30 protein-coding genes and 1 pseudogene are annotated in these 22592 nt (G+C 42.6%); 27 read left to right on the top strand and 4 right to left on the bottom strand.

Translation table 11 applies throughout. The features are described from left to right. Window positions 1-125: 125 nt before the first annotated feature. The 17 genes from U2F10_RS11360 to U2F10_RS11280 all read left to right on the top strand — a co-directional run bounded on the left by U2F10_RS11360 (window position 126) and on the right by U2F10_RS11280 (window position 10207). The gene (locus U2F10_RS11360; RefSeq protein ID WP_499872100.1) at window positions 126-299 is read left to right on the top strand and encodes a hypothetical protein; all 174 of its coding nucleotides are present in this window, start codon (window positions 126-128) and stop codon (window positions 297-299) included. A 450-nt stretch (window positions 300-749) separates the two neighbouring features. Then, complete coding sequence (locus tag U2F10_RS11355) at window positions 750-1376, top strand: hypothetical protein (protein WP_499872098.1); 627 nt, start codon at window positions 750-752, stop codon at window positions 1374-1376. A 25-nt stretch (window positions 1377-1401) separates the two neighbouring features. After that, window positions 1402-1734, top strand: coding sequence for a DUF6572 domain-containing protein (locus U2F10_RS11350; RefSeq protein ID WP_163696766.1), 333 nt, complete (start codon window positions 1402-1404; stop codon window positions 1732-1734). A 73-nt stretch (window positions 1735-1807) separates the two neighbouring features. After that, a complete protein-coding gene (locus U2F10_RS11345; RefSeq protein WP_499059757.1) occupies window positions 1808-2680 on the top strand; it encodes an RHS repeat-associated core domain-containing protein in 873 nt (290 codons plus the stop codon). Next, window positions 2677-3084 (top strand): hypothetical protein, encoded by a 408-nt coding sequence (locus U2F10_RS11340; RefSeq protein WP_163696768.1) that lies wholly within the window; start codon window positions 2677-2679, stop codon window positions 3082-3084. Before U2F10_RS11345 ends, U2F10_RS11340 begins: the two co-directional genes overlap by 4 nt. Window positions 3085-3190: 106 nt before the next feature. After that, a complete protein-coding gene (locus tag U2F10_RS11335; protein WP_499059755.1) occupies window positions 3191-3457 on the top strand; it encodes a hypothetical protein in 267 nt (88 codons plus the stop codon). A 108-nt stretch (window positions 3458-3565) separates the two neighbouring features. Continuing rightward, on the top strand, window positions 3566-3862 hold the full coding sequence (locus tag U2F10_RS11330; protein WP_499872096.1) for a hypothetical protein: 297 nt from the start codon (window positions 3566-3568) through the stop codon (window positions 3860-3862). A 37-nt stretch (window positions 3863-3899) separates the two neighbouring features. Beyond that, on the top strand, window positions 3900-4832 hold the full coding sequence (locus U2F10_RS11325) for an RHS repeat-associated core domain-containing protein (RefSeq protein ID WP_499872095.1): 933 nt from the start codon (window positions 3900-3902) through the stop codon (window positions 4830-4832). Window positions 4833-4935: 103 nt separating this feature from the next. Beyond that, the gene (locus tag U2F10_RS11320) at window positions 4936-5802 is read left to right on the top strand and encodes a hypothetical protein (protein WP_499872093.1); all 867 of its coding nucleotides are present in this window, start codon (window positions 4936-4938) and stop codon (window positions 5800-5802) included. Between the two features lie 173 nt (window positions 5803-5975). Further along, window positions 5976-6212 (top strand): transposase, encoded by a 237-nt coding sequence (locus U2F10_RS11315; protein ID WP_499872092.1) that lies wholly within the window; start codon window positions 5976-5978, stop codon window positions 6210-6212. An 18-nt stretch (window positions 6213-6230) separates the two neighbouring features. Next, window positions 6231-6545 carry a transposase gene (locus U2F10_RS11310; RefSeq protein ID WP_499872090.1) on the top strand — a complete coding sequence of 105 codons (315 nt, stop codon included), beginning with the start codon at window positions 6231-6233 and terminating at the stop codon, window positions 6543-6545. A 51-nt stretch (window positions 6546-6596) separates the two neighbouring features. After that, entirely contained in the window at window positions 6597-6794 is a 198-nt protein-coding gene (locus U2F10_RS11305) for a hypothetical protein (RefSeq protein ID WP_499872089.1), read from the top strand. Window positions 6795-6970: 176 nt separating this feature from the next. Next, window positions 6971-7888: a WD40 repeat domain-containing protein gene (locus U2F10_RS11300; RefSeq protein ID WP_499872088.1), complete on the top strand. Its 918-nt coding sequence runs from the start codon at window positions 6971-6973 to the stop codon at window positions 7886-7888. Window positions 7889-8305: 417 nt separating this feature from the next. Next, window positions 8306-8692 (top strand): hypothetical protein, encoded by a 387-nt coding sequence (locus tag U2F10_RS11295; protein ID WP_499872086.1) that lies wholly within the window; start codon window positions 8306-8308, stop codon window positions 8690-8692. Between the two features lie 9 nt (window positions 8693-8701). Continuing rightward, on the top strand, window positions 8702-9169 hold the full coding sequence (locus U2F10_RS11290; RefSeq protein WP_163659815.1) for a DUF6392 family protein: 468 nt from the start codon (window positions 8702-8704) through the stop codon (window positions 9167-9169). Between the two features lie 194 nt (window positions 9170-9363). After that, complete coding sequence (locus tag U2F10_RS11285; RefSeq protein WP_499872085.1) at window positions 9364-9960, top strand: hypothetical protein; 597 nt, start codon at window positions 9364-9366, stop codon at window positions 9958-9960. After that, window positions 9944-10207 carry a hypothetical protein gene (locus tag U2F10_RS11280; RefSeq protein ID WP_499872084.1) on the top strand — a complete coding sequence of 88 codons (264 nt, stop codon included), beginning with the start codon at window positions 9944-9946 and terminating at the stop codon, window positions 10205-10207. The genes U2F10_RS11285 and U2F10_RS11280 overlap by 17 nt, the downstream gene beginning before the upstream one ends. Window positions 10208-10242: 35 nt before the next feature. On the opposite strand, the gene U2F10_RS11275 is transcribed toward U2F10_RS11280, so the two are convergent. Next, on the bottom strand, window positions 10243-10422 hold the full coding sequence (locus U2F10_RS11275) for a hypothetical protein (protein WP_499872082.1): 180 nt from the start codon (window positions 10420-10422) through the stop codon (window positions 10243-10245). A 14-nt stretch (window positions 10423-10436) separates the two neighbouring features. Between U2F10_RS11275 and U2F10_RS11270 the strand changes: the two genes are divergently transcribed. From U2F10_RS11270 to U2F10_RS11225, 10 genes and pseudogenes are all read left to right on the top strand, one after another. Beyond that, complete coding sequence (locus U2F10_RS11270; RefSeq protein WP_499872080.1) at window positions 10437-11390, top strand: RHS repeat-associated core domain-containing protein; 954 nt, start codon at window positions 10437-10439, stop codon at window positions 11388-11390. Continuing rightward, window positions 11390-11818, top strand: a complete 429-nt coding sequence (locus tag U2F10_RS11265) for a hypothetical protein (RefSeq protein WP_499872078.1) — start codon at window positions 11390-11392, stop codon at window positions 11816-11818. Before U2F10_RS11270 ends, U2F10_RS11265 begins: the two co-directional genes overlap by 1 nt. Window positions 11819-12774: 956 nt before the next feature. Further along, window positions 12775-13017 (top strand): hypothetical protein, encoded by a 243-nt coding sequence (locus U2F10_RS11260; protein ID WP_499872077.1) that lies wholly within the window; start codon window positions 12775-12777, stop codon window positions 13015-13017. Between the two features lie 144 nt (window positions 13018-13161). After that, entirely contained in the window at window positions 13162-13554 is a 393-nt protein-coding gene (locus U2F10_RS11255) for a hypothetical protein (RefSeq protein ID WP_499872076.1), read from the top strand. Between the two features lie 197 nt (window positions 13555-13751). Continuing rightward, window positions 13752-14204, top strand: a complete 453-nt coding sequence (locus tag U2F10_RS11250; RefSeq protein WP_499872074.1) for a hypothetical protein — start codon at window positions 13752-13754, stop codon at window positions 14202-14204. 4 nt (window positions 14205-14208) lie between these two features. Further along, window positions 14209-14658: a hypothetical protein gene (locus tag U2F10_RS11245; RefSeq protein WP_499872073.1), complete on the top strand. Its 450-nt coding sequence runs from the start codon at window positions 14209-14211 to the stop codon at window positions 14656-14658. Window positions 14659-14796: 138 nt separating this feature from the next. Then, a pseudogene (locus U2F10_RS11240) lies at window positions 14797-15672 on the top strand (RHS repeat-associated core domain-containing protein); the annotation flags it as partial. 22 nt (window positions 15673-15694) lie between these two features. Then, window positions 15695-16498, top strand: a complete 804-nt coding sequence (locus U2F10_RS11235) for a hypothetical protein (RefSeq protein WP_163665110.1) — start codon at window positions 15695-15697, stop codon at window positions 16496-16498. A gap of 745 nt (window positions 16499-17243) precedes the next feature. Further along, window positions 17244-17477: a hypothetical protein gene (locus U2F10_RS11230; protein WP_499872071.1), complete on the top strand. Its 234-nt coding sequence runs from the start codon at window positions 17244-17246 to the stop codon at window positions 17475-17477. Window positions 17478-17490: 13 nt separating this feature from the next. Beyond that, on the top strand, window positions 17491-17751 hold the full coding sequence (locus tag U2F10_RS11225; RefSeq protein ID WP_499872069.1) for a hypothetical protein: 261 nt from the start codon (window positions 17491-17493) through the stop codon (window positions 17749-17751). Window positions 17752-17860: 109 nt separating this feature from the next. Here the strand turns inward: U2F10_RS11225 and U2F10_RS11220 are convergent, their stop codons facing one another. The 3 genes from U2F10_RS11220 to U2F10_RS11210 form a co-directional block, all read right to left on the bottom strand. Further along, the gene (locus U2F10_RS11220; RefSeq protein WP_499872068.1) at window positions 17861-20122 is read right to left on the bottom strand and encodes a CHAT domain-containing protein; all 2262 of its coding nucleotides are present in this window, start codon (window positions 20120-20122) and stop codon (window positions 17861-17863) included. Between the two features lie 231 nt (window positions 20123-20353). Then, window positions 20354-21535, bottom strand: a complete 1182-nt coding sequence (locus U2F10_RS11215) for a DUF8692 domain-containing protein (RefSeq protein ID WP_499872066.1) — start codon at window positions 21533-21535, stop codon at window positions 20354-20356. 624 nt (window positions 21536-22159) lie between these two features. Then, window positions 22160-22519, bottom strand: coding sequence for a hypothetical protein (locus U2F10_RS11210; RefSeq protein WP_163663175.1), 360 nt, complete (start codon window positions 22517-22519; stop codon window positions 22160-22162). Between the last annotated feature and the right edge of the window lie 73 nt (window positions 22520-22592).

The following is a 22592-nucleotide window of genomic DNA, read 5'->3' as shown; positions in this document are numbered from 1 at the left end:
CCTCTCCATCAACGACGCAATCATTGATTCTGCCAATGCATTGCGAGTCTAACCATCTCAGCCCTCTCCCTAAATCCCTCTCCTAAGTTTGGGAGAGGGACTTTGATGTCGGCTCATTATCGGTGATGACATCCGCAGAGCCTTGGCGGGCTCCGGGGATGACCTTGTTCCAGCATTGCCCCGTGGAGGCAGACTTCCAACTGGGGCAGCCGATGACCTTAATCCGGCGGCTCCGCTACAATCTCAAGGTACTCCAGGTAGTGGAGGTGCAAGTAGTGCGAACAAGCAAAGCAAGTTAAATCAACTAAACAAGAATAAAGCTCAAGGAAATGCTTTCGAAACGCTGGCAAAACAAGAGTTCCAGAAAACAAATGTAGGAGTTCAAACGCAAGTTACAATTAAAGCCCCGAGTGGAACTAGAACAAGGGTTGATCTCATTGGCCGCGATACAAAGACCGGGAATATTACTCTCGGAGAGGCTAAAAGCTCCCAAACAGCACCTCTAACCAGAAATCAGAAGAAAGCTTTTCCTGAAATAGCAAAGTCTGGGGGGGTAGTAGTTGGGCAAGGTAAACCTGGTTTTCCTGGTGGCACCCAAATCCCTCCTACGACAGTTCAAATTATACGCCCTTAAAGAAAATTCAAGCAAATGAATGGGATGGGATGTTAGAGGGAACTCTTTCAAACTTTGAAATAACTGGAATATCTCATAAAATAAATATTCCAGTTATTTCAAGTGGTCGACTCAAATGGGCAAAATTAAAACGCTACTTTTTGAAAAGATGAAACCGGAACTAGGGAAAGCTGGTTTTAATCTTGTTAAGACACGGAATTGGTTCATAAGAAAGCAAAACCAAAATGTTTCTTTTGTTTTTTGGATAGTATCTTATAAGGATCAAGGGAATATCAGGGTTACTCCAACAACTGGAGTCAGGTTCAATAATATAGAAGACATTTTTCATCAATGCGCTGGCTTTGATGAAAAGTACAAGAAATATACACTTACACTCGTTTCTGAAATTTGGCGATGGAAAAAGACTGAAACCTCTTATCAATACATATTGAAATCAGAAGATAATGTTCAAGATATAGCTATTCAGATTGTTCATGATTTTTGGGAAGATGCGCTGAAATACTATGAGAGTTATGCAACCTTGTCTCAGGTAGACTCAGAACTCAATAACGATCCTTCTGGAGAGTGTATTCATCAGATAATGGATTTTGCACGATGCTCACGAGGTATAATTGCTGCAAAGCTTTGTAACCGACATAACTACGAAAAGTTGGTTCAGATATATCGTGAGAGAATGTTAAATCAGGATAAAGGTTTTTACTTAAGTTCGTTTGATTGTATCGTCAATCTTCTTAGTTGCTGATGAATCTGTATTCTGGGAGTTTATAGTGTCTATTCAAAACTTGGACGAGGTAGACTTAATAGGTGTCAATAAAGAGATAGGAAGGATCGAGTTGGCAATCATTGATGACTTAGATTGGAACGATGTAAAATCTCATCTCCTAATCTTGCAAGATAAAGTTAATGCATATTTGGGATTTATTGAAAGTGGCCAGATATATGAGTCCTATCCTGAGGCAAGTAGCTTTCGCCCTGTAATACAAGTACTTGCACAATACAGCCTGCCTAAAGAGGGTCGAGAGTTTATGGAAAAATTAAAGATTTTTTTGGATGAGGTCGGTTATGACTTTGAGTTCAAAATGGCTTTGGTGCGTGAATAAGGTATCTGCAAAGCCATAAGAGCCGGTACAGTGTAGCCCAAGCGGCAGAGAGCGTGATGACGCGACGGGATTGATGTACTACCGGGCGCGCTACTACGACCCGACGGTGGGACGCTTTATCTCAGAAGACCCGCTGGGCTTTGATGCGGGTGATGCGAATTTTTATCGTTATGTCTTCAATAGTCCCACCAACTACACCGACCCCAGCGGGGAAGCCGCCCTTGTTACTCTAGCAGCCGTAGGCGGCGTCAAAGCTATTAAAGCCGTAGGCGCTGTACTCGCGGTAGGGGCAGGAGGTGTCTTTCTCAATAACCAACTGCAATCAGAAGAGACCCGCGAGGCCCTTGAAGACTTTGCTCAGCGGTGTCTGGAAACTGTCACCGGCGGCTACAACCCCGACTTCGACCCCAACCGCCCCATCTGGGACAATCTGCCTCTGCCACAAGTCGATTGGGGTGAAATCTTACAGACGCCACCCGTCAATCCGGAAGATCTGTACCCTGGTGGCTTTGGGGAAGGGCCACAGCCAGAGATTGATGACTTTGTTCCACCCTTCCCTAACACGAACGACGACCTCGGAGTACCTTTCTTTGATATTGGCAATACTGGCGATAATTTTGTACCCCCACAAATTACAAGGAATAGGCATGGCCAACTCACTAATGGTACTTATACACTTGATCAATCTGGAATGACGCCACACACAACTGGTTCTTTTGCTGATGGGAAGAGCCAGTTTCTATCAGGCGTTGATGCAGATAGGGCAGTTTTAGATGCTGCTGCTTATGCGGATCAGCATGGGCTGTGGAATGGTCCTAAAGCAACTGTACCAGTTAGCAATGGGCCTGTAGGTGTACATGGAAGAACAGGAGAGCTTACCGATACAATAAATGTATACAGAAATAGAAATGGATTTGTTCATGGTTCGCCAGGTAGTCCACAATGATTCGAGATATTACGAGCCAAATTCAATGGGCATTCTCAAAAGCTAGTTATTGGGATAGAAAGGAGTTCATGAAGTGTCTGACTACTCTTGAAACTCTGATTCCAGGATCACGAAAAAATTGGGATGAATATGCGGGAGAGAAATGGGGAATTATCCTCATAGAAGGAAACGTTTTGGCTTATGTCAATAGAGATTTCCCTTTGCTCTTTATTCAATATGAATATCAAAGTATTCAGGACTCTCTTGATGGTTTAGTTGTTATTCTATTCTCAGATCATGATACTTCGGAGTTTGCTCTTGAGACTGCTATTTTTAATCAGTGGTCTCAGGGAAGATCTGATACAGGAGGGCTAAATTCTGATGAGTTGTCAGCTAGCGATATATGGTGGGCGACTATTCTGTAAAACTATCAAGAAGCCTTGATAGAGCTATTCGGTGAGAAGTGAAAAATCTTGAAAATAGGAGGGCCGTCCCCTTTTTGTGAAAGTAGACATGATTTAGAGAAGTTTAATGAAAAAAATCGAGTTTGAATTTGAAGATCTGTCTTTGCAGAACAGAATCCAATTTGATTATGACGAAGAGGTAGATGAAGAGTTAAAGGTCGTAATTGAAAATGGCATGCCAGTTTTATATGCTAATAAACAGGCTTACATGGCTCTAGCAAAGATCTTTGTAAAGATGGCTCTTGGTGAGTACTCGGATGGATTTCATATTCACCTCCGGCAAGACTTTGATGGAGATAAGCAAGAGGCTATGCGCTGCCATCTAGTAAGTTAGCCAGGTAGCTACTGTTCTGTCCCCTAATTGTCAAGTAGTTGGCAAAAGTTGATCAGGGTCAAAGGGTTTTCCAGATTTGAGGACCCCATAAATGACTCTGATAAACTTTTGCATCAATGTTCCTACCCCTACTTGCTCAGCTATGACGCCGCCAATCGCCTTACCACCTTCATCTCGCCAGACGGGACGGCCACCTACACCTATGATGACCGCGACCAGTTAACCGGGGCGGACTATACGGCCCAGGACAATGAAGCTTATACCTATGATGCCAACGGCAACCGCACCAATGCGGGCTATCAGACGGGGACCAATAATCAGCTCACCACTGATGGGGTGTTTAATTACGAGTATGACAATGAGGGCGATCGCATTGTCATACTCGCATTAGCGATGGCACGGTAACCACCTATGAGTGGGATGCGAGGGCGATGGTGCCACGGTGACTCAGCGTGTCCGAGAGCTAGATGAAGCGGCGGGGTTGATGTACTACCGAGCACGGTACTACGACTCAGCTGTTGGGACGTTTGTTAGTAAAGACCCGCTGGGATTTGATGCCGGGGATGCCAACCTTTATCGTTATGTCTTCAATAGTCCGACAAACTTTACTGATCCATCTGGAAAGTTTATTGCAACACTGGCTCCAGCATTCACTCTAGGGGGGCCTCCTGGATGGGCAATTGGAGCTGGAATCGTCGTTGTAGGTGTAGGTGCTGCCTATCTACTAAATAGGTCTCAAAATACTGCTTCATCAGCTAGATCAACTGATTGGGATTTTTCTAATGCAGCAGCATCCAATGCGTTTCCTTCGATCACAGCAACTGACCCACGAGAATTTGATCCTAATCGAGGCGTGCTTACACCGAGTGCACCTATCGATTTACCCAACAACACGGCTTATCCTCAACCTGATGTAGAGGGTGTTAATGATGCTGGTCCATTTGATGGTGGTTTCTGTGAAGATTTATCAGACATATTGGGAGAAACAACGAATCCATTTCCTATACCACAGATAGATCCTAGAGACTTTATTTTTGATTCCTCGAATATAGATGATTCTCATTGGGATGATCTTGAAAGTTTCGAAAATAACTGGGAAAACCCTGTAGCAAGGGCTGTTCAGCATATTCTTGCTGATAACCCTGATAGGATACAAAAGCTTGGCTTAAATGATGCGGTCGAGCTAAAAGAGGTGATTAATAATGTTTACTACAATCCTCAGGAAACATGGATTCGTGATGACAGATATAGGACAAGAGCTTATGTCCGACTTAATCAAGGAATTTTTATAGATAACCCAGCAAATCCAACACTGATTCCTCCCAGATCTGATTATGCTAGGTATCTAGCTAGAAGTGGTTTTATTCGTGATTAACATGAAATTAGTAGAGTCAAGGCCAAATTCAGCGCTTATAACAATGCCTGAGGATGAGCTTTTCATCCTCATTAATTCGCTCACAGTGATAAATAAGCTTCCCATGAACACTGACTTAGAAGCAATGATAATGATTTCGAAAAAAGATTTGATATCTCTTGAAGAAAATTTTCAAGAAGCCCTATTAGTTAGAGAAAGTCATTTCAAACAAAACTCCTTTTCTTTATTCAAGAAAGATCAAATATTTCACTTAGATGCACCTGTTTCTATTCTTTTTATACTAAGAGGCATTTTGAATGAGCTTCTGTATGGCATGGTATCTAACTCTGAAAGCTTGAAAAATCTCGATAAAGTCAAAGCCCTAGAAATTCTTGATTTTTTACATGAAGATGTTTTAGAACCAATACAGAAAAAAACAGTGAGTTATGCTACCTCTCAAATACAACGTGCTCTTTTTAAGGAATTTGATTTAGATCCTGCTAATCTTAGCCTAGCAAGCAAAGAAAACCGTCAAACGCGCAGATGCTCTATCAAGATTAGTGACTATTTTTTCTCTCTCTTACTCTCAAGTAACTGGCATGATAAAAACTCATCTATTATTCAGGTTAAAGTTATCAACAGCTCTGACTTAAAACTAGTTGGAAAATCTGAAATACATAGCGTTCGTTTAGATTTTTTACTAAGAATAGCTGCATATATCATTACAATAATAGAATCGGAAAAAGAATATTCAGACACTCAGAGTTATTCCCTTCCCATAATTAACACTAAATCACAGGAGATCTTAAACATCAATATAAAATGTGTTGAGCGCGAGGATGCCACAAAAGAATACTTAATAACCATAAATACACAGATGAGGAGGATGACTTGTATTTATGGAAATGTTTTTGAAGGTGATCTACTAGATTTCGTTTCTTGTTTAAAGGAATTCTTTGAAGCTTTGCCTAAAAAAGGAACTCGTATTTAGACCCAAGTCAGGTAGGAATGATTAATTGTAATTACACATTAGGGCACCTCTAGTTATTTGGTTTTTGAAGAATCGAGTCTCCTAAGAATGGGTTTGTAAATTATTGTAAAGGGATAAATATACCTTCTTTCGACCTTGTATAACCAGCAGTGTTGTTAACACTGGAGGAGGTTATGAGTCATCTTCCGTATCCCTCAGATTTAAGCGATGACGAGTGGGATTTGATCCAGTCGTTAATTCCCGTCCATCAAGGTGTCGGTCATCCTCGAGAAGTCAACTTACGAGAGATCGTGAATGCCATATTGTATTGGGCCGATAACGGTATCAAATGGCGCGCGATGCCCCATGACCTGCCTAACTGGTCAACCGTCTATGATTATTATCGTCGTTGGGTGAAGCTGGGGTTATAGGAACAGATAAATGAACGCTTGGTAAAGCTAGTAAGACTCGCAGAGGGACGAGATGAGCAACCGAGCTTGACGAGCATTGACAGCCAATCTGTGAGGACCTCAGAGAAAAAAGGACCTGACCAAGGAATTGATGGTCATAAGTGTGTCAAGGGACGTAAGCATCATATCGTTGTTGACATCTTAGGCATGGTGTTAAACTGTTTTGTTAGTGCCGCCAACATGGCAGATATTAAAGCCGCTGTAGCGGTGTTAGAGCCTGTATTAGAGACCTATGTGAGGCTTGAGAAAGTGCTGGCTGACCAAGCCTACAAGGGAGTCTTAGGAGAACAATAAAATACGTTCATCACTGCATTCTAGAGGTCACAGCAAAACTAGGAGAAGGGTTTGTCCCGGCACCTTATCGATGGGTTCCCCGAGAGAACATTCTCGTGGTTAGATAAGGCCAGACGTCTGTGCCGAGACTATGAGATTTTACCTGAAAACCATGAAGGAGTGGTCTATGTGGTCATGATTCGCCTAATGCTGCGTCGGTTAACCGATAATCGACGACGGTGGACCTCAAAGACTCCTCAGGCTGCTTAGTATTAGTTTACGAACCCATTCTTAAGTTGATGCCGAATATGACAAAAATGGTGATGTGCCTTTTGTTGGGATTATAGGCTGGTGGAAAGTTAATACATCAGGAAAGATTTGCAGTGAATTTATTCATAATTCCGAATATCAGCCGCTCAAAAAAAAACGAGGAGTGAAACAAAGGCATGTTTAATTGTTCTTACGCCTGGACTGGTCTCGGCAGAATATATAATATTTGGCACGGGTCCGAGCATGAACCTTTTTTCTCTGTAGGGCAAGTCTTTTCTGAAAGTTCAGAAAAATATAAAATTACTGAATGCAATTTTCTTGAAAACGCTCCTCAGAAAATCACAATTAAAGGAGAATTTGAAGATTCTACATTTGTATCTCTTTCCCCAAAGGCAAATCTTATTATTTCCCATGATGGAAATATGATTAGGGTTTGGGATATATCTTCAAAAGATGAGTTGTCTAAGTTTAACAGGACAAGTAAAGTAGTCCATTCATCGTTTGTAAGTGATGATGGTTCAAGACTCTTTGCTAGTTTCAATGATGGATTAACCTATGTATGGAGTCTAGACGAATATGAATTAGCGTATGCTTTTAAAGGGCTTCTCTCAATACATAAAAGATGCTTTATCCTTTCCCTTGAACAAAGGGTTATAATATTCATAGATCAGGAATTCAGGAATGTCATAAAGATATTAGACTATGCCACAGGACAAGAGATAAATCGCATTGATTTATCAGATTACTCACTAGATTATGTTATGTCTTTGTCCATTATTGAAAGGCATAATTTACTTGTAATCGGTAGTCCTAATGGGACTGTAGCTATTTTTGACATGGCAACCAATCAGAGAATTGAATCTATTCAAACAGGTGAAGCTATTGAAACAGTCAAACTAAGTGAAAATGGCAATCTTTTAATACTTGGAAACAGGTATGGAAATATTCGCGTCCTTAATCTTAGCAATGATGAAAACTTTTCTTTGATTAGTGCTCATGGGCGGTCAAGGGTCGAAGCGATTTCGATACTCGATGAGCAAAGGTTTGTCAGTGCTGGATGGGATGGCCGTTTGAAATTATGGACTAGGCAGTGACTGGAATTGATCTTCTTCGGTAGTGTGATACAGTGCGATCGCTCCTCATTAAGATTAGAAAAGCCAGCACAATAACGTGCTCTGAGCTAGCATCACGGCAATATCCTCAACCGCATCGTCTATGACAGTGAACCCCCCTAAGACTTTGCTCAGTGGTGTCTAGAAACTGTCACTGGCGGCTATAATCCCGACTTCGACCCCAACCGCCCCATCTGGGACAATCTGCCTCTGCCAAAAGTCGATTGGGGTGAAATCTTACAGACACCACCCGTCAATCTCGAAGATCTGTACCCTGGTGGCTTTGGTGAAGGACCACAGGCGGAGGTTGATGACTTTGATGCTGATCCAAGATCTCCTAATCCAGAGCTTGAAAAACCGTTTTTTGACTCTAATAGCGCAAATAATCCGGTTAATCCATTGGATGTTGGCCAATATGGAGATTTATCTGTCCGGAGCGCTAAAGATGGTTTAACACCAGACCATATCCCTTCTTTTGGTGCTATTAGGGAAAATATAGAACGCACATTAGGACGTTCTCTGACACCAAAAGAAGCAAAAGCTCTTAGAAATAAAACAAACACAATTATGATTCCTACTGCTATTCACAGAAAGTCCTCAAGAACATATGGTGGAAGAAATACAAAAGGACAAATTGCTGGTGATGCGAATAATCTAGCTGTTGCAGCTTTAAAAGATCAGCAGGTACTTCGCCAAGCATTAATTAATGCAGGTTTTGATCAACAAAACATTGATAATGCATTTAATGACTTAGATAATCTTAATAGACAAGATGGTCTTTATTAGTTAGAAGCCATGAATAAGATTCTTAACGGAGAAATAGTTCAACTATTAGGAATGAATCATAGTGAGTTAGTCTTAACCACTATTTTCCAATCCCTATTTTCTTCTGATTCTATCGAAGAAATAGAAGGAGTTTCCTATCTGGAATCTCCTGATAGTGGAATATCTCTTGTATTATCCTCCACTCTAAGAGTTAAGAGCATACAGCTTTATTCTGAAGATTTCGGAGAATATAATGAATACAAAGCAAAACTCCCGGCCAATTTATCTTTTCATATGTCTCAAAGCACTATATATGGATTGATGGGTAGTCCAGAACAAAGTGGTGGTGGAGAGAAAATTCCATTTCTAGGGCAAAGCCTACCCTGGGATAAATATTATTTCTCAAATGCATCTCTACATATTCAGTATGCGAGTGACCTAAGTAAGATTTTACTTCTGACAGTTGAATACTGCACTCCAGCAAAAATGGGTAAATAGAGAAAAAGAGCCAGGTAAGGTGCGTGACTAACGCATCATTTCCAGGGGGACTCCATCATCCTCTCCAGCAACGGCGAAATCATTGATCTTGCCAACGCATTGTAGGCCTACCCACCCCTACCCCTTCCAGCCCTCTCCCAAAGTCCCTCTCCCTAACTTGGAAGAGGGACTTTTAGGTTGGCTCATTATCGGTGATGACACCGGCAGCCTTGGCGGGCTCCGGGGATGACCTTGTTCCGGCATTGCCCGGTGGAGGCAGACTTCCAACTGGGGCAGTCGATGACCTTAATCCTGCGGCTCCGCTACGATCCCAAGGTAATCCAGGAGTTGGAAGGGCAGGAGATTTACTGGAAGGAGCATCCTCTCCTAGTGTAGGTTCCGCTGGAAACAATATTCCAAATCACTCAAGTCCAGCAGCGAACACCCCTCCTTCTTTACCCAGTCAGAAAACCCAAGAAATATTCGATAGTATTCAGGAAGGCATCGAAAGTGGTGATTTTTCTGTCACAAGAAACCGTCTAAATCCTGATACTTTACAGGAAACGAACGTTACTATTGATTTTGGAGGTGGAAGATCGGTAAATCTAAGAACAGAAACTCATCCTCTTGTTAAGGGAGGTGACCCTATACGCCATACTAATGTTGAGGCTCTGAGGAGAAATGCAAGAGGAAAAATAGACGGATTTTCAATAAGCATATTACGGAGTAGCAAAGAAAGTCTCGAAAAGCCAAACACTCTTTTGACACGAAATAAAAAAGGTATCGCTCTAGAAGATGATGAAAAAATTTGAGTTTGAGTTTGAAGATCTTTCATCAAAAAATACAATTGAATTTGATTATGATGAAGAGATAGATGAAGAGTTAAAGGTTGTGATTGAAAATGGTATACCAGTTTTATACGCCCATAAGCAGGCTTATATAGCTTTAGCAAAGACCTTTATAAGGATGGCTCTTGGTGAATACTCTAATGGATTTCATGTTCACCTTAATCAAGACCTTGACGCAGACGAACAGGAGATTATGCGCTGCCATATATGAGGGTGGTTACTGAACATCTCCAGCATCCGAAAGAGCTATCGCTTCTCGCTGTAGGATGGGTTGATGCCAAGAAACCCAGCACTACACATGTATGCTGACGGATCATCAGGGTAGCGATCGCAGGCAGTGAAATGAGGGCAGCGATCAAGAACATTGTGACTCTCAGTGCGATCGCCCCTTGCCGTATGGGGGGTTAAGGCCAAGAAACCCAGCATAATAGATTGAGCGAGTGTCCGCGAGCGGCAAAATTCTCAACCGCATCGTTGATAACAGCTTTGGTCAGGTGACGAGCGAGACGAATCCCGACTTCGACTTCCGCTTTGGCTACATCGGCAGGGAGCGGGATGACGCGATGGGGTTGATATACTACCGGGCGCGCTATTACGACCCGGCGGTGGGACGCTTTATCTCAGAAGACCTGCTGGGCTTTGACGCAGGCGATGCCAACCTTTATCGTTATGTCTTCAATAGTCCCACCAACTACACCGACCCCAGCGGGGAAGCCGCCTTTGCTCCTCTAATATTCGTAGGCGGCGTCAAAGCCATTAAAGCCGTAGGCGCTGTACTCGCGCTAGGAGCAGGAGGTGTCCTTCTCAATAACCAACTGCAATCAGAAGAGACCCGCGAGGCCCTTGAAGACTTTGCTCAGCGGTGTCTGGAAACTGTCACCGGCGGCTACAACCCCGACTTCGACCCCAACCGCCCCATCTGGGACAATCTTCCTCTGCCACAAGTCGATTGGGGTGAAATCTTACAGACGCCACCCGTCAATCTCGAAGATCTGTACCCTGGTGGCTTTGGTGAAGGACCGCAGCCGGAGGTTGATGACTTTGATGCTGATCCAAGATCTCCTAATCCAGAGCTTGAAAAACCGTTTTTTGATGCTAATGGTGAAAATGAAACAGGAACCAACTCGGCTGGCCAACCAGTTATCAGAACGTTCGTTCCAGATCAGGATAAATTACTAGAAGCCGCCGAAAATGCTGCTGGTGGATCCTTAGATAACTATATTAATTACAAGCCAAATTGGTGGGAGAGTCCTGATGGTAAACGGAGAATTGAGTGGAACCCCGATGGGCATGCCAATACTAATGAAGGTCCTCATGTAACCGTACGTGACTTTAATGGAAGACGACACAGTGTAACTGAAAAGATATTTATCGAAGGGCAGGAAACTTTCTAATGATCGACTTTAAATCGGTAGTCATTTCGTGGAAAAGCTTTAAATCCAGCTTTCAATTCTGTTTTGGATTTGAATATTTAACACTTGAAGAAACTCTGAATCAACTATCAAGCAGGGGGAATAGTATTAGTTGGAAGCAGTTAAAGAACTGGGAGGAGCTTGAGGATATTGATATATTCAAAGAGCTTCCAGAACACGAAAAAATTAGTGGTGATATATATGTTGTCACTGAAGTATCTTACAAGAAAGAACTTGGACCATTCAAAGTGCATGCAGCTGATCTTGAGTGTTTTATAACCGAACACCTTAATGCTTACAGTGAGTGTTTTTTTAATGGTGATGTGTTAATTACAAGTACCAAAGATAGTTGTATGTGGATATTTCACCATGGAGGAGTAATGACCTTCATAAATGAAATTCAATGTTAGCGAAGCATCAGCAAGCAGGCAGGGTGCGTGGCTAACGAACCCTTTCCAAGGGGACTCCATCACCATGTCCATCAACAACAAGTAAGTTGGGTTGAGTGTGCTCAACTCAACAACCCAAACAGTATATCTGTGGTTGGTGCTAACATTAGAGCACGAGCCATACAATCTAGAGGCAGAAATCTGACTCCCAGATCAGATTATCGCCTTCCATATCATGGTCTGGACATACCTGAAAGCTTTCCTCGTTCTTCTAAGTCTGTTTTCTATCCAACCAGTGCCAACATCACTCCAAGATACTCTCCCGTAGTGTTACCGCTTGCTCCAGTGGCAGACAGTATTGTCTCTAACGGAAGTCCAGCTCTGAATCTTCCACCTTTTAACGAAGACTGATGAGCGCACAATATTCAGCTATGCTCGACTTAATCAGTTAATCAGCCATCCTTATGACATACGTATACATAATTGTGATGTCCGTGTTGTTCGCAGCTCTATGCGGGTTAGTAGCCGGAGTGTTAGCTATCTTACTCTTAGGTGATACAACCCCTGAGCAAAAGTGGTATGTCCTTCGTGTGTCATCGGCGATATTCGCCGTAGGTGGGTTTCTAAAGGCTTTGGACGTAATCCAGTTCTTTCCCTCTCTACTGAGAATTTTACTATCTCTTTTCAGGAGAAAGTAGCGGAGTTCGAACAGTAATAGATACTGTTGGCGGAGTTGAAACGAGTCATCCATGCCAGAATTGAGCTACGGACTATACGGCCCAAAGCACTGAAGCCGCGACTGCTACGATGCCAACGGCAACCGCACCAATGCGGGGTATCAGACGACCGCCAATAATCAGCTCACCACTGATGGGGTATTCAATTACAAGTATGACAATGAGGGCGATTGCATTGTCATACTCGCATTAGTGATGGCACGGTGAACCACCTATGAGTAGGACCATCGCCAGCGGCTGGTGGCGGTGAGCGAGGGCGCTGAAGGTGCAATAGACTATCCTCACCAAGAGGTGAATAGCAGTTTTTGGAATGGAGGACTCCTTATAATCGTTGAAACTGGACTTCAAACAGAATTTCTGGCAGGCCCTGGAATATTTGTAGATAATGGTGTGGATAGAGGCAGTCCAACCTATGGCATTCTTAACTATTCATTGCCACGCCTTGATCCATCCATGATTCATGATGAGTTACGTATTCCATAAGGTAGGAGAAGAAACGTGTGTTTACACATCATAATCCTTAATAAGGATCAAGAAACTTATAGGATATGGACAGATGCTTTTAGTCGACTCTCAAAAATTTCTGTCGTCAATTCAAATTCGACATTTAGCCAATACTTCCCGACTTTGGATGCAGTTTTAATGTTAGGAATTTCTGCACATGAAAGATACGGAGGTGGTCCGAGGCCGAATGAGTCGCAAATTCTAGATACTCAACGCCTGGATGGTATGTCACCTTGGGTCGTTACTGTCCCATCAACTTTTACATTTCTTGAAAGTGCTACCACCCCAAATAACGTACTACACACTCAAATCAGTCATGGAAAAATCGAGGATAGATACTACCTTATATTCAAGAAAATCTTCGAATCAATAGAGAAATTCAACTCGTCTCAAGAAATAACAAAAATCAAAAGTTTAGGTGTTGACCTAGCCTACATCAAAGTGACATCAACTCATGCTTTAGAAAAAATCAGAGGTTTCAAAAATGCATATAATGATGTCTATCTCCACTCTTAGCAAGCGTAGGGTAGGGTAGGCACAGCCCGCCAAGTCTCCCAATCATCCCCGACTTCGACCCCAACCGACCCATCTGGGACAATCTGCCTCTGCCGCAAGTCGATTGGGGTGAAATCTTACGGACGCCACCCGGCAATCTCGAAGATCTGTACCCTGGTGGCTTTGGGGAAGGACCACAGGAAGATTTATCAGACATATTGGGAGAAGCAACAAATCCATTCCCTATACCACAGATAGATCCTAGAGACTTTATTTTTGGTTCTTCTCTGCCACAACCCTCTCTTGAAGATATTACAGTGGGTCCACATGGACCAGATAGACCAATTAGCGACGTCATAGCAAGAGCAAGAGGAGATAGAAAGCCACAAGGAAGATGGTTATCAAGCGAGGCAGCTGAACGCGCTGTCAGTAGTCTTGATACATCTAAAATGAGAGTTGGCCAAGCTTTTTCCGTGCCGATTGCACCAGGAGATGGAATGGTTATTAGAGCTTATAATGATTACCCACCTAGTAATCTTCCAACAAGTGAAAAATATATATCTGATTCAGCTCATAAAGCTGTAGTCATTCTGAGAAGGGATGGATCAATTCATACATTTCCAATAGGATCAGAACATCCTGCATATAATAGACCTGCACCAATGAAATAATCTTATGACAAAAAAGATTAATCTTCATGTAAGTTATGAAATAAATTCTCTTGGAACATTAGGAGAACTAAATCCACATGGGCTAATGAATGAGCTATTAAGGAAAAACTACAAACATATCGAAATATCTGGGAAGCCAATAGCCAAGATTGCAGATATAATTCCACTTGCTGTTGAATGTGATGCTGAGTTTTTGGTTGAAGGTTATCTTTCATTGAAAGATAACCTTATAAAGGGAACACACAGCTTCGAACATTTTTGTTATCTAAACGATGGAGTTTTAGAAATTCAAGCAAAGATAGATAACTCAAATGTAACGGTGACATATAGCTATTGCCCTAAATTAGATATCATTAATTTAGTTACTCATACCGAGAAGATAACCATAGAACAATATCAATATTTATGGAGGGGAATTGTTTGTGATTTATTATCTGTTCTTAAGAGTATTTAGCTTGCATTAGATTTAATTCGGAATAAATTCACCATTTGACCCAGAAATCGGCAGCCAGCAGGTAGATACTGTTCTAAATCCTACTTGTCAAGCAGGTAGGGTGGGCATTGCCCACCAACATTCCTCCACTTTAGCTACACCGGCAGAGAGCGGGATGAAGCGACGGGATTGATGTACTACCGGGCACGCTACTACGACCCGACGGTAGATCGCTTTATCTCAGAAAACCCGCTGGGCTTTGACGCAGGCGATGCCAACCTCTATCGTTACGTCTTCAATAGTCCCACCAACTACACCGACCCCAGCGGGGAAGCCACCTTTGTTCCTCTCATAGTCGTAGGCGCTGTACTCGCGCTAGTGACAGAAGGCGTCCTTCTCAATAACCAACTGCAATCAGAAGAGACCCGCGAGGCCCTTGAAGACTTTGCTCAGTGGTGTCTAGAAACTGCCACTGGCGGCTACAATCCCGACTTCGACCCCAACCGACCCATCTGGGACAATCTGCCTCTGCCAAAAGTCGATTGGGATGAAATCTTACAGACGCCACCCGTCAATCTCGAAGATCTGTACCCTGGTGGCTTTGGTGAAGAGATTCAAGATCTTGGGTCATTTTCATTACCTCCTTTTGGAAGTGGATTAGATTCAGTTGATCCAACAGATTTTGTGTTTAATGCAAGTGAATGGGCTGAGGGGGTGGCTCAGCATTCATGGGAAAGACATAATGGTGCAGATTTCAGAAATATAGGCATTAACTCTGAAAGTCAGCTAGCAGAGTCAGTAGATAGCACCATCAACTTTCCTGATTTAATAGCTAATGACCGAGTAAGAGATGATGCTACTGAATATTGGAGTGGAGTAGAACGTATAATTGTGATCGAGCATCCTAATAGTTCTAGTAGTCCTTCAACCGCTTTTCCTAAGACTTCTGAAGCTGAGGCCCAAAGTATTTTATTCGCGATGGCTTCCAAGATGTGGGGCCAGGGTATTAATTCATTTCACTTAAACTTGAATTAGAATAATTAAGGCAGGCAAGAAAATGAAATTATCAAGGCAAGAACTTGAGCTTTTAGAAGACATTCAAAGTGTAATGAAAGAGTCTTCTATAAATGAAGATTTTCTAGGGCGAACGGGATTTTCGCTCGACGAAATGAAGATTGAGGTTTCAACTGGAAATCAATTAGAATCTCAAAATGAGATTCAGTTTATTCTATCCCTTCTGAATGTGTTTCTAAGTGACTATGAGTGGCTCCCAAAGAGAGAAGGAAAACATTTAGAAAAGTACTCTGCTGACAAACTCATGCAAAAAATTGAGCAAGTTTACAAAAGTACTCATCAGAAGACTAAGCAAACCTTACATAAATCTTGGTCATTCATGATTACGGAGGAAATTATAGTCTCCCTGAATTTAAGTTCATCAGCTTTAGACTCAGATGAGTTATATTTTTCGTTTAGAATCTCGCCTGTAGGAGATAAAAGGCTCTATTATGTAGACTCTCACAGAGTTCTTATAGGTAAAAGTTCAGACTTTAATCGTGAAGTAGAACGCTTGATAGATTTCTTCAGTGCTATTTTAGAGCATGATATAAATGTAGAAATGATTCACACTATATATGGTTATAATGCTCTTTATTTTGTAAAAGTGCAATTTGCAGATGATTTCTTTTCACATTTGTTAGGTTCTCGTGAACTCCTAATGAACTTTATGTTTCTCCCGCATAAGCTTAAAAAGCTATCGAGAAAGTCCTATATGGGTTGTTTGATAGTAATAACTTTTGAGGATATCGCGAGAGCCATAAGAGCTTTGAAGAATATTTTAGAAGAACGTATAGAACAACCATAGATAGCAAGTGTAGCTGGATAAGGTGTGCACGTTTAGCAGACAGTAGTAGACACTGTTCTAAATCCTGGTTGTCAAGTAGCTGGCAAAAGTTGATTGGGGGCAAAGGGTTTTCCAGATTTGAGTACCCCATAAATGGCTCTGATAGGCTTATGCATCAGTGCTCCTAACACTTGCTTTGCGCTTGCCTGCTGCCAATAGACGCTCACGAAATGCCTGTGAGCTTGGAGACAGCGTTGCAACAAAACTAAAGCCGGAAAATACAGCCAGGTAGGGAGCGTGACTAACGCACTATTTCCAAGCAACAGCCAGGTAGTGCGATGAACCTTTTCCGGCACTGCCCCGTGGAGGCAGACTTCCAACTGGGACAGTCGATTACCTTAATCCTGCGGCTCCGCTACGATCTCAAGGTAATCCAGGGCTAAACAATACTCCCAATCTCCCCGTAGGAGGCACGGGAGGAATAAACGCAAGATCCATAGATGACTTATCGAATGCAAGAAAAGTAACGGATCCTAGGCGTCCCAATTTTACTAAAGCAGGAGGGTCTTTAAATAAACATGGACAAGGTAAGAGGGCTGGCAATAGTAAGTTTCCTGCTCCAAAAGGGAATCCATCTAAAATCAACCCAACAGTACAAGATCAACTAAATGAAATTTTGACGGATCCTGGCACAATGTGGTTTTTAATGAGACAGGTGATTTTCTGTTCTTCAAAGAGTAGTTGAATTAAAATAAGGAAATTTAAAGTGGTGCTTAATGTTTCAATTTCAAGTCCTCCTGATAGAGAATATTTGGTTGCGGACATAATGTTAGATGATTCACTTCAAATTGCAGAAGTCAATATTGGATCAGGAACTTTAGAAATTGAGATCTATGAACACCCTGAAAGAATTCCTTGGTCTCTCGACTTTGAGGAATTTTACACAGCCATGAAACAGGCAAAATTAAGCCTACAGGAAGTGTATGAGAAAAATGATTAAATCTCTCTGAATAGTGGATACTCTGGTAGGGTGGGCATCGCCCACCAACATTTCAGCCAGAGTGGCGACCCTGGGCTACAAACGGGCATCACGTAGCCAATACTCAGGCACAATAACTGGCTATGACGCTGATCAAGGGATAGCGATGGTGGGCATTCCGACTGGTGGAACGGTGTATGCAAAAAGCATTACCATCAGTGCCCAGCAAAGTGTAGCGGTGTCCCTGCCCTTGCTCCTCCCGACTGATAGCACGGATGTTAAGCCAGTGCTATAGCCATCCCCCTAACCCTCGCCCCGGACAATACGCTGGGGGTGGGGCTGAAGGTCATATTTAAGCCACAATAATTAAAAAGATGCAGAATCCTTTCTGTGTATGCTTTTGCTTACCAAGGACTGCCAATCATCGTGAAGCCGGACCAATAGTAGGGGTGAGAAAAATCAATATGTTCTAACTGACTCAGTTCGGCCGGGAGAGGCACGACACTGCGAGATGCCTCACTGAGTAACTGGCCCGACTCGATCCGAATGTCAGCCTTAAGCATGGCTAACTGACTTGCGCGTAAGGCTTCTGACTTTATTGAGGTTTGCTGTAGCTGATAATAAAACTCATTCATTAATGCGAGGGTCCCCACATCACTCACTGTCCAAAGGCTGGCCAGGGCTGAATTTACCCCTGCTGCCACAGCTAAACCAGCAAATCCCATCTCAGCATTGACATCCCCCAGGGCGGTACGACAGGCGGAGAGAACAAGTAAATCGACCGTTGGTTGATCCCAACCCAGGGTGTGGATGTCGCTTAAATGAAGCTGTTCATCCCAAAGCTGAATATACGATTGGTCAGCATTCCCAGCGTTGAACTCAGCATGGGTGGCTAAATGAATAATTTGGGCAGGCGTTTGCTGCTGCTGATCGATAAGATTTTTACGGGTGAACGTTTCATTGAGAAAGCCTCGACTTGGCCATAGCTGTTCAATATTTTCTAATTCCGCAGGGACAGCAGGGAGAGGCTGTAATTCTTGAAATAAGCTTGCTCCCATGGCTAATACCTGAGCTTTGCCCAAGGGTTGATAATTGGAGCGCATTAGCCCCAGGGATGGCACCATGCCTAAACTATATTTTTCAATCAAAAACTGCTGGCCATTGTGCAGAGCCGCAATGGGTAAACTCCGCAGGCCCGAGTCCATAGAAAATAGAATAGTATCGATTTGCTCGGAACCCAACTCATCTTCAATCGGTTGAATCAACCATTGATAAAGCTTTTGCGCCGATGGTAAATACCGTTTAGATCCTGTTCTTGCTGAAGCAATTAAAGCACGTCGAAACTGTTCAACTGTTGTGAAGAGTTCTTCTTGACTGACATTAGAAATCTCTAAATTAATCGGCTCCCCAACAGATTTAAAAATCAGGAGTTCTAGCTTTGTGGAGGTTTGCTGGGCAATATCTATCGCGAGTTTTGGCGTCTTAATATAGACAACCACTGATTGATGCCCCGTTTCCCCATGGATCTGGGTTAACAGATGTTGAATTTCCGGTAGTGTTAGTTGTTCAGCTTGTAGATCACGACCAAAATAGTTGGAGAAGTCTTGAGTACGCTGGTCTTCCACATCGGCTAGTGCTGCGCTGGCGTTGGCGGTATTTAATACAGTGCGATGAAAATGATGTGTAGCGATCCTCGATTGAGAGGGTGCCCGGTGATTCTCACCAGGTTTGCCGGTGGTAGTTGATTGATGGGATGGGGCTTCTCGATTATAAATGTCGCCATGGGGAGAAGAGTCACCTAGATTGGCAGATAAGGACGATGATTCTGAGGGGTGATGCGCGAATAAATTAGTAGGGTTTAAAGCGTGCCCTGGTAAGGCTGTGGGCAGAGATGAATCAGTTAAGAGAATCTGGCCATCAGTGTTGGTAATAATTTGACCCGCATGCTCTGCCCTACCACTTGTCAAAAGGTTTGGTAGCATTGTCAGGCTACCGTTAACCGAGTTGTCCTGAAATGCTTCTCCAGAAAGCTCCAGACTTAGGAGAGAACCTGCCTGGCTGACTTGAATTATCTGTCCTTCAGAGATTTCTTGGATTTGAATATTGTCGGCGGTGAGAGTGCCAGTTTTAATAACGGTGCCTGCTAACAGGGTAAGTGATTGTCCAGGTAATAGGGTTAAATCTCCCTGGTTGTGAATCGTGCCTGATGGACCAAAGGCAAATGCAGTAGGATTACCGATCAATGTACCGTAGCTATGAATGCCTGTGGCATTAAACCGGCCATGATTAAATTCGATATGGTTTGCAGTTGTTGCCGTCAGGCTTGCCGGTAAATTTAAGGTAGCATCAGGGCCAAAGATAATTCCAGCAGGGTTGAGCAAAAAGAGATCTGCTTGGCTTCCTGAAATTTTTAATTTGCCGTTAATAAAAGCTGTGTTACCTCCACTCACCCGCGCAAAAATTCTCTGAACTGACGGGTTGGTTAGAAAGTTAGCCGTATTTTCACTGGCCAGCTGAAACGTCTGAAAACTATGGAACAAATTACTGCCATCTACAGATAGACTACCTGATTCAATATCAAAAGATTGGCCATTGGGGGTGACAGTGGTGCCTGTGCCATCGGTTGCAGGGGTAATACCTTGTGCGCTTACAGCATTAGGCTGCACTATTCTCAGCAATAGGATGACCAGGCACGTAGTAGGTCCTATTGCTGTGTATCTGCCTAAATGTATCATGTCACCCTAGGATGGATTGCTGCGTACAGCGGCCTCCATGCTAAGGTGCCCAGCTCTCAAAAGGGGTCAACACTAACTAGGGTTTGCTATCTTGGTTATGGTCTGAAACCACATCCAATGTGATGCAATTTAATCGCATACAGATTAAACGAGCTCTGACGGTTAAGAGTGGCCAAAATCTGCTCTTTGATGAGCCCCCAACTTCTTCGCTGCTAGAGACTCATATAATCCGTAATAAAGAAAGCCAGATAATAGATGCTGTATAAAGATACCTCTAACCATAACACCAATTAAACTTAAGCCTACAAGAATAGATAAAGGCCGTAAAAAATTATAGTTTACTGTTTTTACATTGCGCTCAGCATAAAATAGCCCTAATCCAATGACAACAATTTGGACAAAATAAAGCAAATAAAACTGAGTACTAATGCCGAACCAATTAATAGGATCTACAATCAGCATTGAGCAAATCAGGAAGTATATAGGCAGCATAAGCCATGGTAAATGCCTGTCAGATATTGGCTCTAGATAGCACCAAATTAAGGCGCAGAACAAAAGAAATGCAACCATTGATGGATAGTATATCGCTGGATTCCCTCTAAAAATAAAATCTGAAGCCGTTAAAGCAGAAACAACATATAGACTGATAACAAAATGAAAAGCTGTTCCAGCCAGCAAAATAAAAGATAAAAATTTCATTCGCCATGGATTAGGGACAACGACCATAAGTGATGAGGACGAAAGATAATTTTGACGTTGACGAATAAGGGCAAGAAGGCATAAAAACATACCGACAAGTTCAGAGCCTTCTTCCATAGCTACTCTGATACCTGATAGCCAGTAAGGCCATTCAAGGGCATGCTCAAAGTATTCCTGAACAGCAACTAACCCGAATATTGTAAAGCCCAGCAAAATGCAAGTTGCCGAAAAACGAGATTGCTTCTCTCGAAAAAGTAGTATTAAGGCATAGGTCAACAAAGCAACCGCGGCAATGGCATACGGCAGGAGATTAAACCAACCTCCCACCCTTTCATGAAAAGAGCCTAATTCATCTGCAGATAGAGCAATGAATAAAATTGCCAAAACCCACCAGGCACTACGGGTTTTTGCCCTTAGATGGCAAGAAACTTCATAGGCCAGGCATCCTACAACAAATAAATTAATACTGCTCCACCAGACTGCTAGGTTGTTTTCTCCCCACAACAAGAAATGGCCTAAGTAGCCTCTTGCTGAGAAATCAGGCAAATACTTGTATATCCCTGTGTTTAAGATCAGGAGAAAATCAACACCTAATACCCATACCCACCAATTTATTGGTTTCTTTTGAATCGCTGATATTGTCATCTTAGTTATTTATGTTGAGGTGATTTCTATCGAGAATTAGCCTTGGCTCATAAAACATAAAGCAAGTAACTCTGGCAGGCTCAACATGCTCACTAACGTCAAAAGACTTGAGCCATTAACCCTTTAAAAATTGTTCTTTTATGGAAAAGCTGTTAGTTCTCAGCTATGCACTTTTTTCTTGATTCTTGCCCATTGACTCGCAAAGCTTTAAACCTTGCAGAAAATATACCCTTTTGAACAGAGGTTAGCATTCATCTTTTAACCTCAATTTAATGTTTATATAAAGTTGCTTTAAACTTTTCTTAACCTTAGATATCCGGACCTACTACAGCTGTGTATTCACTTTGAACAACAGCTGCTGACATAGATGGCTCAAGGGTTATGTATGCTTCAAGTTTGTCAGTACTACAACATCTGTATGGCTCTACTCATTGACTGGGTTGAACACTTCAGTAATGTCCGCCTTCCTCCAACGGTGATACTCACTGATGTGCTCATTAAGGGCTTCAGAAACGGCGAACATATCCCTACTCCAGCGCAATGTTAGTTAACACTCCACTGGAGTATTGTTAAGAAATTAAACAACCAAGGTTTGCTACTTTAGCTGTGGTTTTAGTTTCTTCCTTATTCGTCATCATCCCCTAACTCAGTTGCCAGCTCAGCAGAAAATCGGGCAAACGAAATCAACGCTTCTAGCTCATTTTCATGGGGGCCATCCTGACATTCACCCCACTCCCATTCCCAAAACCAGCTACCCGGATTATCGTTGTCTTCAAATATCTCCAGCCCTGGAATCGCATCAGCCGTTTTAGCCGGAATTTGTTCATAGGCTGTACGTAGCAAGATATTGTTGATGGTAGTCGCATTATCATCTGGCTGATTTTCGTCGATATCTTGCTTGAGACTCATGGCCTGGCTCAAGATGCTATTGAGGGTATCGTTAATATCTGCCTGATTTGCGCCTGTATCTTGATTAGGATCCATTAGATATTTAGCGAAGGTACACTATCGAAAATTAGACAACACAAAGCTTAAAATCTGATTTAAACCCTCCGTT

Source organism: Leptothoe sp. EHU-05/26/07-4, assembly GCF_043421015.1.
GTDB lineage: Bacteria > Cyanobacteriota > Cyanobacteriia > Phormidesmidales > Phormidesmidaceae > Leptothoe > Leptothoe turfae.
Note: the sequence above shows the minus strand (reverse complement) of the source record. Positions and strands in the feature narration are given on the sequence as shown.

Coding starts and splice junctions, on each gene's coding strand:
- U2F10_RS11340 (WP_163696768.1), top strand. CDS start 2,677: ATGATTCGAGATATTACGAGCCAAATTCAATGGGCATTCTCAAAAGCT.
- U2F10_RS11360 (WP_499872100.1), top strand. CDS start 126: ATGACATCCGCAGAGCCTTGGCGGGCTCCGGGGATGACCTTGTTCCAG.
- U2F10_RS11335 (WP_499059755.1), top strand. CDS start 3,191: ATGAAAAAAATCGAGTTTGAATTTGAAGATCTGTCTTTGCAGAACAGA.
- U2F10_RS11300 (WP_499872088.1), top strand. CDS start 6,971: ATGTTTAATTGTTCTTACGCCTGGACTGGTCTCGGCAGAATATATAAT.
- U2F10_RS11320 (WP_499872093.1), top strand. CDS start 4,936: ATGAACACTGACTTAGAAGCAATGATAATGATTTCGAAAAAAGATTTG.
- U2F10_RS11235 (WP_163665110.1), top strand. CDS start 15,695: ATGAAATTATCAAGGCAAGAACTTGAGCTTTTAGAAGACATTCAAAGT.
- U2F10_RS11285 (WP_499872085.1), top strand. CDS start 9,364: ATGACACCGGCAGCCTTGGCGGGCTCCGGGGATGACCTTGTTCCGGCA.
- U2F10_RS11215 (WP_499872066.1), bottom strand. CDS start 21,535: ATGACAATATCAGCGATTCAAAAGAAACCAATAAATTGGTGGGTATGG.
- U2F10_RS11265 (WP_499872078.1), top strand. CDS start 11,390: ATGATCGACTTTAAATCGGTAGTCATTTCGTGGAAAAGCTTTAAATCC.
- U2F10_RS11280 (WP_499872084.1), top strand. CDS start 9,944: ATGATGAAAAAATTTGAGTTTGAGTTTGAAGATCTTTCATCAAAAAAT.
- U2F10_RS11245 (WP_499872073.1), top strand. CDS start 14,209: ATGACAAAAAAGATTAATCTTCATGTAAGTTATGAAATAAATTCTCTT.
- U2F10_RS11210 (WP_163663175.1), bottom strand. CDS start 22,519: ATGGATCCTAATCAAGATACAGGCGCAAATCAGGCAGATATTAACGAT.
- U2F10_RS11315 (WP_499872092.1), top strand. CDS start 5,976: ATGAGTCATCTTCCGTATCCCTCAGATTTAAGCGATGACGAGTGGGAT.
- U2F10_RS11355 (WP_499872098.1), top strand. CDS start 750: ATGGGCAAAATTAAAACGCTACTTTTTGAAAAGATGAAACCGGAACTA.
- U2F10_RS11345 (WP_499059757.1), top strand. CDS start 1,808: ATGTACTACCGGGCGCGCTACTACGACCCGACGGTGGGACGCTTTATC.
- U2F10_RS11290 (WP_163659815.1), top strand. CDS start 8,702: ATGAATAAGATTCTTAACGGAGAAATAGTTCAACTATTAGGAATGAAT.
- U2F10_RS11275 (WP_499872082.1), bottom strand. CDS start 10,422: ATGCTGGGTTTCTTGGCCTTAACCCCCCATACGGCAAGGGGCGATCGC.